The 14,585-nt window shown below is 47.2% G+C and carries 9 protein-coding genes; all 9 read right to left on the reverse strand.

Annotation, left to right across the window (positions count from 1 at the left end; translation table 11 throughout):
- Positions 1-369: 369 nt before the first annotated feature.
- On the reverse strand, positions 370-1,257 hold the full coding sequence (locus tag KO531_RS06365) for an ion transporter (protein WP_219250662.1): 888 nt from the start codon (positions 1,255-1,257) through the stop codon (positions 370-372).
- Between the two features lie 222 nt (positions 1,258-1,479).
- On the reverse strand, positions 1,480-2,670 hold the full coding sequence (locus KO531_RS06370; protein WP_198573070.1) for an ABC transporter permease: 1,191 nt from the start codon (positions 2,668-2,670) through the stop codon (positions 1,480-1,482).
- A gap of 1 nt (position 2,671) precedes the next feature.
- Positions 2,672-3,889 carry an ABC transporter permease gene (locus tag KO531_RS06375; protein ID WP_219250722.1) on the reverse strand — a complete coding sequence of 406 codons (1,218 nt, stop codon included), beginning with the start codon at positions 3,887-3,889 and terminating at the stop codon, positions 2,672-2,674.
- Positions 3,890-3,969: 80 nt separating this feature from the next.
- Positions 3,970-4,944 (reverse strand): efflux RND transporter periplasmic adaptor subunit, encoded by a 975-nt coding sequence (locus KO531_RS06380; RefSeq protein ID WP_219250663.1) that lies wholly within the window; start codon positions 4,942-4,944, stop codon positions 3,970-3,972.
- Entirely contained in the window at positions 4,934-6,316 is a 1,383-nt protein-coding gene (locus KO531_RS06385; RefSeq protein ID WP_219250664.1) for a TolC family protein, read from the reverse strand. Before KO531_RS06385 ends, KO531_RS06380 begins: the two co-directional genes overlap by 11 nt.
- Before the next feature lie 94 nt (positions 6,317-6,410).
- A complete protein-coding gene (gene tldD / locus KO531_RS06390) occupies positions 6,411-7,859 on the reverse strand; it encodes a metalloprotease TldD (protein WP_105251291.1) in 1,449 nt (482 codons plus the stop codon).
- Between the two features lie 133 nt (positions 7,860-7,992).
- On the reverse strand, positions 7,993-8,823 hold the full coding sequence (locus KO531_RS06395; RefSeq protein ID WP_219250665.1) for a carbon-nitrogen hydrolase family protein: 831 nt from the start codon (positions 8,821-8,823) through the stop codon (positions 7,993-7,995).
- Positions 8,747-13,093 carry a YhdP family protein gene (locus KO531_RS06400; RefSeq protein WP_219250666.1) on the reverse strand — a complete coding sequence of 1,449 codons (4,347 nt, stop codon included), beginning with the start codon at positions 13,091-13,093 and terminating at the stop codon, positions 8,747-8,749. The genes KO531_RS06395 and KO531_RS06400 overlap by 77 nt, the downstream gene beginning before the upstream one ends.
- The gene (rng, locus tag KO531_RS06405) at positions 13,093-14,559 is read right to left on the reverse strand and encodes a ribonuclease G (protein WP_168825804.1); all 1,467 of its coding nucleotides are present in this window, start codon (positions 14,557-14,559) and stop codon (positions 13,093-13,095) included. The genes KO531_RS06400 and rng overlap by 1 nt, the downstream gene beginning before the upstream one ends.
- Positions 14,560-14,585 lie beyond the last annotated feature (26 nt).

Below are 14,585 nucleotides of genomic sequence, written 5' to 3' on the forward strand. Positions count from 1 at the left end.
TTTGCTTGCGGCTAACCGTCTGTACTCTCGGTTTAATGGCTAACGCAACAACTTGATTTACAACAACTACCGACAATCCGGTACACAACAGCCCCATTGGTCTTTCCTCAGTAAAATAGGTTCAACTGAACCTCATATCATTTCCGGATGTTTACCGGCCTCAATTGTTTTAAAACACATACGCCATAAATAAAAAATAACCGAGATACTGAGTATCTCGGTTATTTTTTCGGCGCGAATTCTCCCCCAAAACCAACAAGAAGACAACCCAATAAAAATATTAAGTGATCCGCAATCTGTGATGGCTTAGCGAAAAACGACAGAATCCAAGTACAAGACTTGATATCAGCTCACGCTCCTTAATCTGCTTTAATCAGAACCAATATCTCCCTTTGTCGATACATTAGAAGAATCACCAGCAGCACTGCGCAGCAAGGTTTGTAATTGTTGTAGCTCGAGTCTGATGGCTTTCAACTCCTCGTGCATTTGTCTTTGTTCCTGCTCCAAGACTTGTTTGTCCTGCTCACGCTCTAATGCATGCTCTTCGTCACTGAAGGTTTGCATGGTATTGACGATAATCGCAATAAACAAATTTAGCATAGTGAAAGTAGCCACCAGAATAAATGGCACGAAAAATACCCAAGCATAAGGGTAAACTTCCATCACTGGCCGCGAAATTCCCATAGACCAGCTTTCAAGCGTCATTATTTGAAATAGGGTATAAAACGAATCAGCAATGGTGCCAAACCATTCCGGAAACTTACCCCCAAAGATTTTGGTGGCGATCACCGCAAACACATAATAAATCAACAGTAATACCGTGGCGATCGATGCCAATCCAGGAAGTGATCCCAACAGAGCTGACACGACCCGTTTCATTGATGGCACAATTGTTAACACTCTCAGCACCCGCAACACCCGTAGCGAACGCAGTACAGCCAGAGGCCCAGATGCAGGGATCAGTGCAATCACTATCACAGTAAAATCGAACACACTCCAAGGGTCTTTAAAAAATTTCCCCCTGTAGGCATAAATCCGCAGCAATAACTCCACGACAAATACACTCAGCAGCACCTTATCAAGACTCATCAACAAAGTACCGTATTGCGCCATCAGGCTGGCTGAGGTCTCCATACCTAACTGCACCGCGTTGATTAAAATCAATGTCAAAATAAAATGACCAAACCAGTTTTGCTCAACCAAGCTAATCACTCGTGCCTGCAAACCCGTTGGTGCGTTAAGTAAAGATGTACTCATGTCGACTCCTATAATCACAATTGCGGCGATTGTAGCGAGTGCGCTTTCAGATGCCCAGTTTTTACGGTGGGTTAAATAACAACAGGGTTAAATGCAGTGGATTGAGCAAGATTTGGATAATATGAACAGCAACTTTTATGAGGGGGTGGGTAAAACGTCATTACGTCCTCAGTAAACGATTAACACTCGCCAATAAATATAAATCTAAGGTATCGCTAAAAACTAATGGGTACCAATCAGCAACAATCTCGCTCGACGCTTAATCCCCAACATCGCTAGGCCGAAAAAGACCGCAAATAAGCCCCAGAGTTGCAGCCATTTTGGCATCACACTCGCCCAACTTGCACCCATTTGATTGAGTTCTAGCATGCCCATAATCGCGGGTACGGCAGGAATAAACTGTGAGCCGAGTACTAAAGGTTCTGGGATCAGTGCTATCGGCCACACAAAACCTGACACGAATAGAATAGGCATAGAGATCAGCAGTAGCACTTGGGTGGGTAAATCACGGCGAGTGAATAAGGTGCTCATGGCAACACCTGCGGCGGCGGTAGCCAGTAAAAACGGCAATAACCACAGCGCAACTAAGCCAAGGCTCGCTTGAATACTCACGTTATACCAGTGATAACAATAGCCCACATAAAAGCTGGTAAAGAAGATATAAATCAACATGAAAGCAAGAATACGACCACAGACTAATTGCACCGGTGACACCTGCTGCCAATACCCTTTATGTCGCCATTGCCCGGCCCCTAAAATGCCAGTACCTATGAGTAAGGTTTGGTGCAAAATCAGCAAGAACAGTCCAGGTACCACATAGGGCGTATAACCTAGGCTCTGGTTAAAGGCAGGTACACTGTTAAGATGAAGCGAGTTTAAACTCTCTTGGGCCTGCTTAGGATTTTGTCCTTGAGCAAGCATGCCAATCAATTGCACTTGTTTACCCGCATCCATTCCAGCGCTAACTAAACCTTCAACAACCGCGGAATAAATCAAAAAGTAACTAGCATCACCGCCATAGCTTAGCGTCACACCTTTACCGAGCAATAAATCGCGGCGGAATCCTTCAGGGATCACGAGTAAGCCGTGAGCCTTACGCGTCTCAATAAATCGCTTCGCCTCGGTAATCGAACCGACTTGGCCTATGACTTGAATTTTTGCGCTGGCATCGGCATGACGGATCAATTGACGACTTAGGGAAGAATGGTCTAAGTCCACCACGATCAGTTGTTGCTCGGTCGGCACTTGATTCAAATAAGGCAAAGGATACAAAACCGAATAAAACAGTACACCGCCAAATAAGGTCACTGCGATCGCTTTATCGCTAATAATAGCCTTAAACTCAGTGAGGATCAGTCGCCACAGACTGAGCTGACGTGGTGTGTTTGCGTGTTCGCTATTGGATAAATTCATCCTATTGCCCCTTCGCAGATATAGCTGCGTCCGAGTCATAAACCGTCACTGAAGCATTGGTGTTAACTGTGGTAGGCAGTAATTTACGCGACAGGAAATATATCAAAGGTATCAGACAGATAAAGCCCCAATAACTGGTGATTTGGCTCGCCACACTTGGCCAAGTTGCGCCATAACTCACGATACTAACATGGGACTCAATATAATGGCTCGATGGCATGATAAGTCGCCACCACTGGGCTAATTGCGGCATTTCGTGAGTCGGAAAAGTAATGCCCATAAAGGCAAACGCTGGCGCAAATAAAGCGGTACAAAAGCTGATGACCCGCGCACTGTCACGCATCACTACAAATATTAATAACACTAAGCTCCAGACTGCCAATAACATGACTAATTGCGCGAGCAATAATAGGGCTAAACTCCCCGCCATCGGCAGAGCAAGATACAAATACAACCAAGCTAAAATAAAGCCGCCCTGCAGCATCAATATCGGCGTAAACAGCACCATTTTCGCCCACACCTTAAGCCAAAAATGTTCAGTTAAGATATTCGACATGCCATCGGCCTGAGTGGTAGGCGCTAAATGCAGCTCTCGATTTAAACTGTTTGCCATCACTAACATAGATAACAACTGCCACAGCGCAATCAGCACTGGCGGTACTAAGAAACCTATGTAGTTGTTATTTCGGTTAAACAGGGCTGTAGTTTGGCTTTTGACTGGGCTTAAATTCACTGCGACTTGGGATTTCGGTGTACCATTTGCGAGCTGCTTTAAACCCGCGACTTGTTGTAATCCGTCGCCTAAACTCAGCTGAATTTGGCTTGAGAGTAACTTACCCACCAGCAAAAATTGACTGTTGTAGCGCACATCAATTGTAGGCTTATGGCCTGTAAGTAAATCCTTTTTCATATCATAGGGAAAAACCACAATAGCGTAGACTTTCGCCTGTTGCATCGCGCTTATCGCCGAGGATAAGTCGGTAAAACTTTGCGGATCGGTAACCGGATTTGCCTTAAGCTGACGGGTCAACATGCGGCTCAATTGACTATGATCTTGGTCAACAATCGCCACGGGCAGTTGCCTTGGCAGACCTGCACTGAACAACCACCATAAGCATAAAATCCCCAGTAGTGGAATATAACTTATCAGCGCTAACTGCCAAGGGTCATGCCATAGGGCACGCAGCTCACGGCGAACTAACGCTGTGAGCAACGCCATAAAGCTTATGCTCGATGGCTGTGATTCGCCCTTAATCTTGTCCGCCGCGTTGGCGTGAGGCGTACGTTCAGTCACGACTTTTACTCACTGCGCAGCAGCACAGACATGCCGACACGCAGATCAGTAATCGGCTGGTTTGGACGCAATTCCACTTCAAAGGTACGCATATCAAAATCATGGCCACTTTCGGTCGAACGCCAAGTGGCAAACTCACCCATCACGCTGATATGGGACACAGTAAAATCCACATCCAGCCCGAGTGCCGGAATCGTTAATTGAATTGTTTGACCTTTTTTGAAACGTTTAAGTTGGTCTTCTCGCACTTGGAACACGGCCCAAGCATCCTGCATATCAATCAGGCTCACAATCGGAAAACCACTGGGTGCCAATTCACCCGCCTGTAACAGCACGTCGCTGATCTCACCCGATTTAGGTGCGCGCATTTGGCTATCTTCCATAATGGCACTAACTTCTTTCACTGCACCTTCAGCCTTACGGGCATTACCTGCAGCAGCCACTTTGGTTTCCGCCCGCGCACCTTCCTCGGCCATTTGGTACATGGCTAAGGCCGCTTGTTCTGTGTATTTTGCCGCTTGCCATTGAGTAAAGGCTTCATCGCGTTTTTGTCTTGCCGCCACACCTTCGTTAAATAAGTTTTCGACTCGGGTATAGGTGGTTTTAGCGAGCGTTGCCGCCGCCTGCGCCTTGAGCCATTGCTCCTTGGCTGCCATCACTTCTTGACTGCGAGCACCGTTGTTGGCTTCTAGCTGCATCGCCTTAGCGGCATCACGGCCACCTTCGGCCTGCATTAACTTTGCATCTAGCTCAGGACTGCGGATCGCAAATAATAAATCCCCTTGGGCAACACTATCACCGCGGCGCACGAGCACTTGCTCGACTCGACCTGGCACCTTGGACGAAACATTGTACTCACGGGCTTCAATTTGGCCCTGCAACAAACTCGGCTGCGGGCTATAAGCGAGCTTAAGTCCATAGGCTAAGATAAGGCCTAATGCGACCAACGCCACAAGGGCAAGTATTCTGTTAGCGCGCATTGTTTGTCTCCTGCACTTGGGTAGGGGCTGTGGTACGACCGATAAATTCATCTAGTTGACCACTAATGGCCATTAATCTGGCATAGGCTTGCACATAACGATAACGGGCAGCCAATTGCTGAGTTTTCACCGCGCTTAGTTTCAGCTCCGCATCGACTCTGTCGATAGAAGTTGAAAGCCCTTGATTAAAGGCGATGTCACGCAGGCGCAGGTTTTCAATAGCAAGTTCGAGCGAAGTATCGAGCGCCGTCACTTCTTCCTCGGCCTGTAATAATTGGCGATAGCTTTGATCCACCAGCAGGCTCAAGTCTTGTTTAGTTTGTGCCTTGGTATAACGAGCTTGTAAGAGTGCACTTTTCGCCGCTTCGACCTTACCGCTACGACCATCGCGACTGATCAGTGGCACATTGACCCCAACCCCAACCATCCAGTCAGGTGTGATGCTCGTCAAGAGTGTGTCTTCTTCATACAAGGTGTAGTTACCGAAGAGGAAAACCGTTGGATGGTATTTACCTTTTTCCAACGCTATTAAACCGTTCGCTTGCGTTTCTTTCGCTTCGAGCAATTTGAGCGCCGGATGTTGGCTCAGGGTAATTTGGCTGAGTTGAGCGAATGAAGGAGCCTGCGGCAGTACAAATAAGGGAGAATTTGTGCTCACCTGACTTTGCTGCAGCATACGAGCCAGCGCGATCACTGCCATTTCATGTTGCCGACGAGCACTGCCTAAATTGACTTTAGCATTGTCTAGGGCGACCTGAGCATTGAGGCGCTCAACCTTAGCAATTTGCCCTTCGCGCTCTAGTGCTAAAGCATGATCAACATGCTTAGCTAACGAGCCAACCAGATCAGTCTGAGTATTCACCAATGCCAACGTCACATCGACAGCGTAATATCTATCCACCAGCAGGGTAAATAAATCACGAGTTGCCAATTGTAATTCTTGTTGCTTCTCGGCCACCATAGCCGCGTGTATACCTTGAGCCGCAGTGATTTGTCCGCCCGTATAAATCGGCCACATTGCCTGTAAGCTGGCGCTAAAAATATCTTGTTCACTTAAGGGCAGCGGCGGAATACCCGCAATAATGCCGCCAAGCGATGGCGGGATAGAAACCACAGAATTTAATTCTTTCAGATCAAACTCAATCGGTTTATCCAAATGAATATAATTACCGCGAATGTCTAATGAGGGGAAATTTAAGCTCTCGCCCGCCTCTTGTTCACCCTTAGCGCGGTTAACTTCCTGGGATTGCGCTTGCAACTTGTCGCTCACCTTCAGCACTTGCTGCCAAGCATCAGTAAAGCTAATCGGCTGAGCATAGCCAGCCGAAGGCAATGATAATAGGCACAGCCAGACCACACGTGATAGTTTCATTAACACCTCTAGAGTAGTTACTCTAACTTCCTTTGCGAATGATAACATTCATGGTGGGTAGCGACTAGAACCCATAGACGTAAGGTTCTAGGTTTTATGCTGTTCCGCCCACAGTGAGCTTATCGAGTTTTAGGGTCGGTTGACCCACACCCACAGGCACACTTTGACCATCTTTACCACAAACGCCCACACCTTGATCTAAAGCCATATCGTTACCGACCATAGAAATCTGGCTCATAGCCTCAGGGCCATTACCGATTAAAGTAGCCCCCTTAATGGCTTGAGTAACTTCACCATTTTCAATCAAATAGGCTTCGGATGCTGAGAACACAAACTTACCCGAAGTGATATCGACTTGGCCACCGCCAAAGTTAGGGGCGTAAATGCCCTTCTTCACTGACTTAATAATCTCACTGGGATCTGACTCACCGGCCGTCATATAAGTATTGGTCATACGTGGCATAGGCAAATGTGCGTAGGATTCACGGCGACCATTACCCGTTGGCGCAACACCCATTAAGCGAGCATTGAGTTTGTCTTGGATGTAACCCTTTAAAATACCGTCTTCAATCAATACGGTTCTTTGGGTTTGTACACCTTCATCGTCGATACTCAGTGAACCACGACGATTAGGCAAGGTGCCATCGTCGACCACAGTCACTAACTTAGACGCAACTTGCTGACCAACCTTGCCGCTAAAGGCACTGCTGCCCTTACGGTTAAAGTCGCCTTCTAAACCATGTCCAACCGCTTCGTGGAGCAATACACCGGGCCAGCCATTACCTAACACCACTGGCATTTCACCCGCAGGTGCATCGATGGCATTTAGATTGACCTGCGCTTGACGCACGGCTTCGCGGGCAAAGGCGAAACACATAGGTAAACCAGTGTCATCGCTTGCCATTAAAACACCGTAGTCATGACGACCACCACCACCGGCGCCGCCACGTTCACGTTTACCGTTTTCTTCCAAAATCACGCTGCAATTAAAACGCACCAGAGGACGGATATCGGCCGCCAGAGTGCCATCACTCGCAGCAACGAGGATTTCTTCGTGCACACCAGCAAGGCTAACCACCACTTGAATAATCCGGCTATCTAGACTGCGAATAAAAGCATCGGCTTCTTTCAGTAGGTTGATTTTTTTGACTTCTTCCATCGCCGCAATCGGATCTAAGCTGTCGTATAACGCCAATGCTTTTTGACGTTTAAAGGCTTGTACCTGAGTCTGCTCACCCGCACTAGCAATGCCACGGGCAGCCTGTACTGCAGCGCTTAAGGCGGCAGGAGTGATATCGTCGGCATAGGCAAAACCCGTTTTCTCACCGCTGATGGCCCGCACGCCCACACCGCGTTCAATATGGAAACTACCGTCTTTGATGATGCCGTCTTCCAGCACCCAAGATTCGTGGCGACTACCTTGAAAATAGAGATCAGAATAATCGATTTTGTGCTGATGTATGGTGTTTAGATAGGTTTGCAGGCCCTCTAACGCTAACCCATTCTTCAATAAACTTTGCTCTACTTGTGCTAAAAATGGCATCTATGCTCTCTTTGACCCCAAGGGATCTTGATATTCTGAGTGTAAATTCGGTGTACTAATTCTATGTGTTAATGCTGCATATCGACTCAAACGCAAATTCAGCATTTCAACTCGTCTGCTGGCTATTAGCACATTATTTCAAGCTTGGTTCAAGGAAACGATTATGCTGCATGACGGGCATTTTACTGCGAATACTGTGCAGTTCGGTTAAGTCGACCTCAGCCTGTACCCAACCTGTACCGGTTTTGAGTTCAGCCAAAATATTCCCCCAAGGACCGACTATCATGCTCTGCCCCCAAGTTTCACGGCTGCCTTCGTTATGCTGTCCCCACTGAGCTGCAGCAAGAATAACGCATTGGGTTTCAATCGCTCTTGCCTGTAACAATACCTGCCAATGGGCTTTCCCCGTCACCTTGGTGAAGGCAGAAGGAACAGCAATAATCTCGGCACCCGCAAGGCGCATCGCCCTAAACAAGTCGGGAAAGCGTAAATCATAACAGATGGTTAAGCCAATTTTGCCAAAAGGTGTATCGATAACGCTAATGTGATCACCGGGGCAGAAGGTTTCGCTCTCGCGATATTGTTTTGTACCATCGGCAACATCCACATCAAAAAGGTGCAGTTTATCGTAATGCCCTAAAGTATCACCTTTATCATCAAACAGATAACTGCGACTATAGACACGACCATCCTCAGCCAACGCCGGAATAGTCCCCGCGACCATAAACACCCGATACTTGGCGGCCAGTGCACTTAACGCCGATTTGAGCGGACTCTGATGGACATCGCCCGCATAAGCAAGTTGCTGACTTTCATGACCACCAAACAGTAAACTGCATTCGGGTAACACGACTAAATGGGGCGCATCGGCATCCCGTTTGAGTTCGTTAAGCTGCGATTCGATAAACTGCAGATTGGCGCTGACGTCGCGACTGCTCTGACATTGCAACAGGCTGATGTGCATTCTGATCTCCCTGAATTTGCTTAATCGGTTCTACTGCTGGCTGATTCTCTGGTGTGACATGCGTGTTCGGCGCTTCAGGCGAAGGCGTCGCTTGAGGTTGCTCCCGCTTTAAATCGAGCACTTTAATTTGATCTGTTGCTGGCTTTAGCTCTTCTGACTTTGATTCTTCAGATCTGGCCTCTTCAGGCTTAACGTCTTGTGGCTCGAGCGCTTCTGGTTGTGTTGCTTGAAGCTGTGGCTCAGATTTAGCGTTGCTTGGTTTAACTTCAGTTGACTGAGCTTCAGTTAACTTAGTTTCAGTTGGCTTAGCTTCTGTTAATTGAGCCTCGGTCGATTTAGTTTCTACCGGCTGAGTGATATCGGCGTTATGACTCGCGGCTTCAGTCGGCACCGCTGGGCGCTCAACGCCAACCACAGGTAAAATAGATTCTGGAATTTCAATCTCTTTACTCTTTCGCTCTAACTCTTCGACCACAGGCTCTGCCATAGTCCCAGTCACCCGAAAACGAATTTCTGAAATCACTTCAATCACAGGCTCAAGCACTTTTGTCAGGGCAAAGGCCCCCAGACCCAGTGTCCAAGCGCTGGTACTGAGCAATACGACAGTCGGCACACTTGAGGCCAACTGCGGCACAAAGCGGATATCGTAATTCAAACTTTCAGTGGTGAGATCCGTATAGCCACGCACCTTCATATTACCCGCGATGGCATCCATTTCAGTGTCAGTGGTTTTCACCACGCCATTATCAATCTGCAAATTGCCATTGAAAGAATTGAAATACATGCCCTGACCGAAGACATCGGTGAAATCCAGCGACAGTTTACGCACCAAAGAATCTAAACTGAACAGGGAGAAAATCCGTGCGCCCTTGTCACTCACCTGAGATAAGTGGCCTTTGCCTAAGTTAAATTTCACCTTGCCATTTAAGGTTTCGAGGGAGAAGGCATAGGGAGCACCTTGCCAAGATAAGTCCGCATTAACCTTCAAGGGGGCTTCATTAACGCCAGGCTCTATACCCAATTGAGCAGATAGATAACTAAACTGAGTGGCATTTAACTCAACACTGAGGTCCGTTTTATTCTGTCCAGCCTGTTGCTGCCAAATGCCACTGCCCTGCAAATTGACATTGGGCGTAGTCAAAGACAATGTTTGAATCTTATATCCTGCCGCTTGTGGGCTCGCCTGCAAAACAAGCTTTCCAAAGGATTTATCGAAGAAACGAAAATCTTCCACATTCACTGCAACTGGCGGCAAGTTAGTGAGCACTTGATCACTGGCAAAATCGGCATCCGTGTTCGGCTTTACCTCAGGTGAAAAATAAAATTTATTCGCCACAACTTTGAGACCTTGAGTTTTCCAATTTGGATAGAAATCGATCCAACCGTCAAATTCGTTGGCAACGGTATTAAAACGCCATCCCGTCTCGTTAGGCTTAGCATTAAGCCTAAGCTCCGTCAGTTGTTGCCCTAAAAGATCGAGCCGACCGATATGAGAATCGATACTCGCCACCGCAGGAAATAAACTTTTATGTGGAATATCATCAACTAAAATGCCCGTTTTCGGTATTTTCTCTTGACCAACAAAGGCATTAATCACAGGTAACCATTCGGCTAATTTGGCCTTACCGAGATCGATTTGAATATGACCTTGTTCCGTATTTCTGGCTTCATCCTCACCAAATAAACGCCCCAATAACAAGTCAAAATAACTAAAATTTGCGCCTTTATCGGCATCGAAACCACCGATAAACTCGGCATGACTGGCAAGTTTGACATCGAGTGTCGCATCATCTTGATCGCCAACAAACTCAGCGACTAAAGGTCGTGGTTCATTTTCGGGTTTAGCAAAGTATCCTGGGAGTAACAGTTGCGTCCCCAGCATATCCGAAGTCACTTTGGCTTGGATTTGATAACCTTGCTCAGTAAATAGCATAGTCATAGCGCCGTCCCAACTGATTTTTCCCTGATAAAAATCACTCAAGGGATTGTGCAATTCATCGGGGAGACGGCTGAGATCCCAACGACTTTTCAGCGAAAGATTAAGGCCAAAATCTTTACCTTTAGGCTGAGTGTCGAAAGTTAAACTGAGCGGTTGTTCGAACAAGCGCGCTTTGATGCCTTTTCCTGTCACAACCTCATTCGCAAAGTCGACAACACCAGTCACGCCATGAAGTTGAAGCCCTGGCTGAGCAATATATACAGGCGTATTATCAAAACGGATTTGACCACGAATATCTTCAGCTTCACCTTCATACAGTGGAATGCTGATGTCTAAAGTGCCAGTGACAGCACCTTGCACTTGCACGACATCTAAGGTTTTGCCTACTGAGTTCGTCAAAGGTGAGGCTTGTAACACCTTAGTCGCCGCACTGCCTTGAGTAGCAAGTTCGGCTTCAATCCTTAGCAGCGTCTGTTCACCAATGGCGGGAATAAATACATGGGCCCCTGTGGCATCCACATTCATCAGCTTGCCTTGGTTTAACCAAAGATCCATGCGGGTATTTTCAAACAAAGCGTTAAGGGACAGATCTGTGACCGCTGGCCAGTCGGGTTGAAACTGAAATTTGGCATCTGTTAAGGTAAATGCTGCCTGAAACACGCCGCTATTATCGTCGAAGGGAAAACCACTTAACGGGCCACGCCAAACAACTTGCGCATCTTGGGTCTGACCCGCTTTAAGCCCAGTATCCAAATACTCGGCCAGTGATTCACCCATCGCCTTATTGGGGAAATACTTGTCGGCATTAGCCACATTGTTGATACGAACATTGGCCGCCAGCGCCATGTGTGCAGCACCGCTAAAGTCCAAATTCAATGCCGCATCAACGCCGATATCTTCGTTTTCAAACTGCAACTGAGGCACATTTAAACTCAGATGTTCAGTATCGAATTGACCATCAATTGGCGCACCATTGAACACTAATGGCGCCGAAAATTCATCACCAAAATCGAGGGTGTACACTTGTTCAGGTAGAGAGAAATACAGCGTCTTATCTTGCCAGCGCAGGTTCACATCTACAGGATGAGTATTGGGAATACCGTCGGCTTTCTGCCAATGCAACTGCTTCACTTCGGTACTGGCGAGCAAAGGCTGGTCGGCTTTTTGATACAGGCGGATTGGTCCAATATTCGCCTCGGGAGCTAACGCATGCCATTGACGTAATACGGCTCTATCGACTCCCGGGAATAGCGGCAGCAGCGGCAATAGACTCTGAGTATTAACTTGATTCACATAGGCAAATAATTCATCGTTTTGACGCTTCGCGGCCAGCGTTAACGCCGGCCAATGCTCACCATTGGTGACAAAATCCAGTCCTGAACTTTGCACTTCCCAACCCGTCTCCTTTGGCTGCCAGACAATATCGCCCGCTTGAATTTCAAATTTCTGCGGCTCTTGCTTTAATGTCCATTGCAGCCAGCTCGGCTCAAAATGAACCATAGCAGAACTGATGCTGCGGTCGGAAAACGTAAGCCAAGCCTTAAGATTGACAACCCCTTCTAAGGGTAACTTTTGAGTGGAATCATAGGGATTAGGCTGACGTGAAGCCCATTCACCTAAATCCAAAGAGTTAGCCGCCAAATAAATCTGCCCAGTCAAACTGTCGGGATTTGCACCATCGCCCTTGATATCTAACTGTAATCCGAGAGACTCATGCTCAGAGGCATGACTATCAAGATACAACTCTCCCGCACCACGGTGACGTTCACCCTGATTGCGCCAGTTCAAATGACGAATATGGATCGGGCGAAACTCTTGGTGCATGCTCAGCAATTGCACTGTGGCATTGGTTAAGGAGAATCTATCGAGTTGTTTGAGTAATAGGGCATAGAGCCAATCGAGTTGCGGGGCTTTATTAATTGTAGCGGGATCGTTTTCAGTAAGCTTATCCATGTCTAAAGTGACATGGACACCCTCAAAATTAACATCTTCAATTCGCGGGGTGAGCGTGAGCAGCGATTGCCAAAAATCTAACTTCACTTGTACGTTCTTGATCATCAAGGTCACAGGCAGTTGTTCCTGTGGCGGGATCACTAAGTCATCGATGTTAATTGCTGGGCCAAATGCCTGCCAATGGGCGGATAACTCCCCCACTTGCACATCGACTTTATATTCGCTTTTTACGTAATTAACCAGTTGCTGGCGAACTTCATCAACCTGCGGTAATAAGCCACGGATCAAACTGACGGCAAGCGCAAACAAGACCAAAATAAGCGCCAGAAATTGCCAACAAAAACGGCTAAATTTTTTTGCAGTAAAAAGTGTAGCCACTACATCATCACCACATCGTATTTATGCTGTGAGTACATAGGCTCATTTTGCAAACGAATGCGCTTACCTATGTAAACCTCAAGTTCAGCAATAAGATGATTATCATCGGTATGCAGACTTTGATACACGGCAGGCGAACAATACAACAGGAACTCATCAGCATCGTAGGCACGGTTTAAACGGATTATTTCGCGAAAGACCTCATAGGAAACCGTCTCGACTGTCTTCATGCTCCCCGTGCCATGACAGGCCGGACACTCGCCGCAGACGACATGCTCTAAACTTTCGCGGGTACGCTTACGGGTCATTTCGACTAGACCTAACCCCGAAAAACCACTCACATTGGTTTTCACCCTGTCTTTAGACAAAGCGCTAGTTAAGCTGCTAAGAACACGAGCCTTATGATCCGCCGTCATCATGTCGATAAAATCGATAATAATGATACCGCCGAGATTACGCAGACGTAACTGCCTCGCTATCGCTTGGGTCGCTTCGAGGTTGGTATTAAAAATGGTTTCTTCAAGATTCCTGTGCCCCACAAAGGCGCCAGTATTGATATCCACAGTCGTCATGGCTTCGGTTTGATCTATGATCAAATAGCCACCAGACTTGAGCTCGACTTTACGGCCGAGTGCACGTTGAATTTCGTTCTCCACATCGTAGAGATCAAAAATAGGCGCAGGCCCTGAATAATGCTCAATCTTATCGGCAATCTCTGGCATAAACTCCTGCGCAAAAGACTGCAACTCGGCAAAAGTGCGGCGAGAATCCACTTGAATACGGTCCAGCTCAGTACCGACAAAATCACGCACAATGCGCACAGGTAAGGCTAAATCTTGATACAGGAGCGACACACCACTGCGTTTACGTCGCTCACTCACCTTTGACCAAACTCGGCGTAAAAATGCCGCATCTTGGGATAACTCATCTTCCCCTACGCCTTCAGCGGCGGTGCGGATAATAAAACCACCGTCATCATCAACATAGGGCAAAGTAATTTGTTTGAGGCGACTGCGTTCTTCTTCTAGTTCAATACGCTGGGAAACACCAACATGGCTAGAACCTGGCATAAAGACTAAATAACGGGAAGGCAGCGTGATATCGGTCGTTAGGCGTGCGCCCTTAGTGCCCAGCGGATCTTTAACCACTTGCACCATAATGTCTTGCCCTTGACGGACTAACTCGGCGATATCACGAACAACGAAATGACCTTTCTCAACATCGGCGACACACTCAGTGTGCGGTACTATGTCGGACGCATGTAAAAAAGCCGCTTTATCTAAGCCAATATCGACAAAGGCGGCTTGCATACCGGGTAACACACGGCTGATTTTACCTTTGTAAATATTCCCCACTAAACCCCGTTTCATCCGGCGTTCAATATGGACTTCTTGCAGCACACCATGCTCAACTAAAGCAACGCGCGCCTCAGATGGAGTTACGTTGATCAGTAATTCTGAACCCATCTTGCGCTGTATTTTATTTGGATTTA

Source organism: Shewanella sp. NKUCC06_TVS, from assembly GCF_019345515.1.
Classification (GTDB): Bacteria; Pseudomonadota; Gammaproteobacteria; order Enterobacterales; family Shewanellaceae; genus Shewanella; species Shewanella oncorhynchi.

Excerpts from the sequence above, each read along its gene's own strand:
- KO531_RS06365 (WP_219250662.1), bottom strand. The coding sequence starts at position 1,257 with ATGAGTACATCTTTACTTAACGCACCAACGGGTTTGCAGGCACGAGTG.
- KO531_RS06370 (WP_198573070.1), bottom strand. The coding sequence starts at position 2,670 with ATGAATTTATCCAATAGCGAACACGCAAACACACCACGTCAGCTCAGT.
- KO531_RS06375 (WP_219250722.1), bottom strand. The coding sequence starts at position 3,889 with ATGGCGTTGCTCACAGCGTTAGTTCGCCGTGAGCTGCGTGCCCTATGG.
- KO531_RS06380 (WP_219250663.1), bottom strand. The coding sequence starts at position 4,944 with ATGCGCGCTAACAGAATACTTGCCCTTGTGGCGTTGGTCGCATTAGGC.
- KO531_RS06385 (WP_219250664.1), bottom strand. The coding sequence starts at position 6,316 with ATGAAACTATCACGTGTGGTCTGGCTGTGCCTATTATCATTGCCTTCG.
- tldD (WP_105251291.1), bottom strand. The coding sequence starts at position 7,859 with ATGCCATTTTTAGCACAAGTAGAGCAAAGTTTATTGAAGAATGGGTTA.
- KO531_RS06395 (WP_219250665.1), bottom strand. The coding sequence starts at position 8,823 with ATGCACATCAGCCTGTTGCAATGTCAGAGCAGTCGCGACGTCAGCGCC.
- rng (WP_168825804.1), bottom strand. The coding sequence starts at position 14,559 with ATGGGTTCAGAATTACTGATCAACGTAACTCCATCTGAGGCGCGCGTT.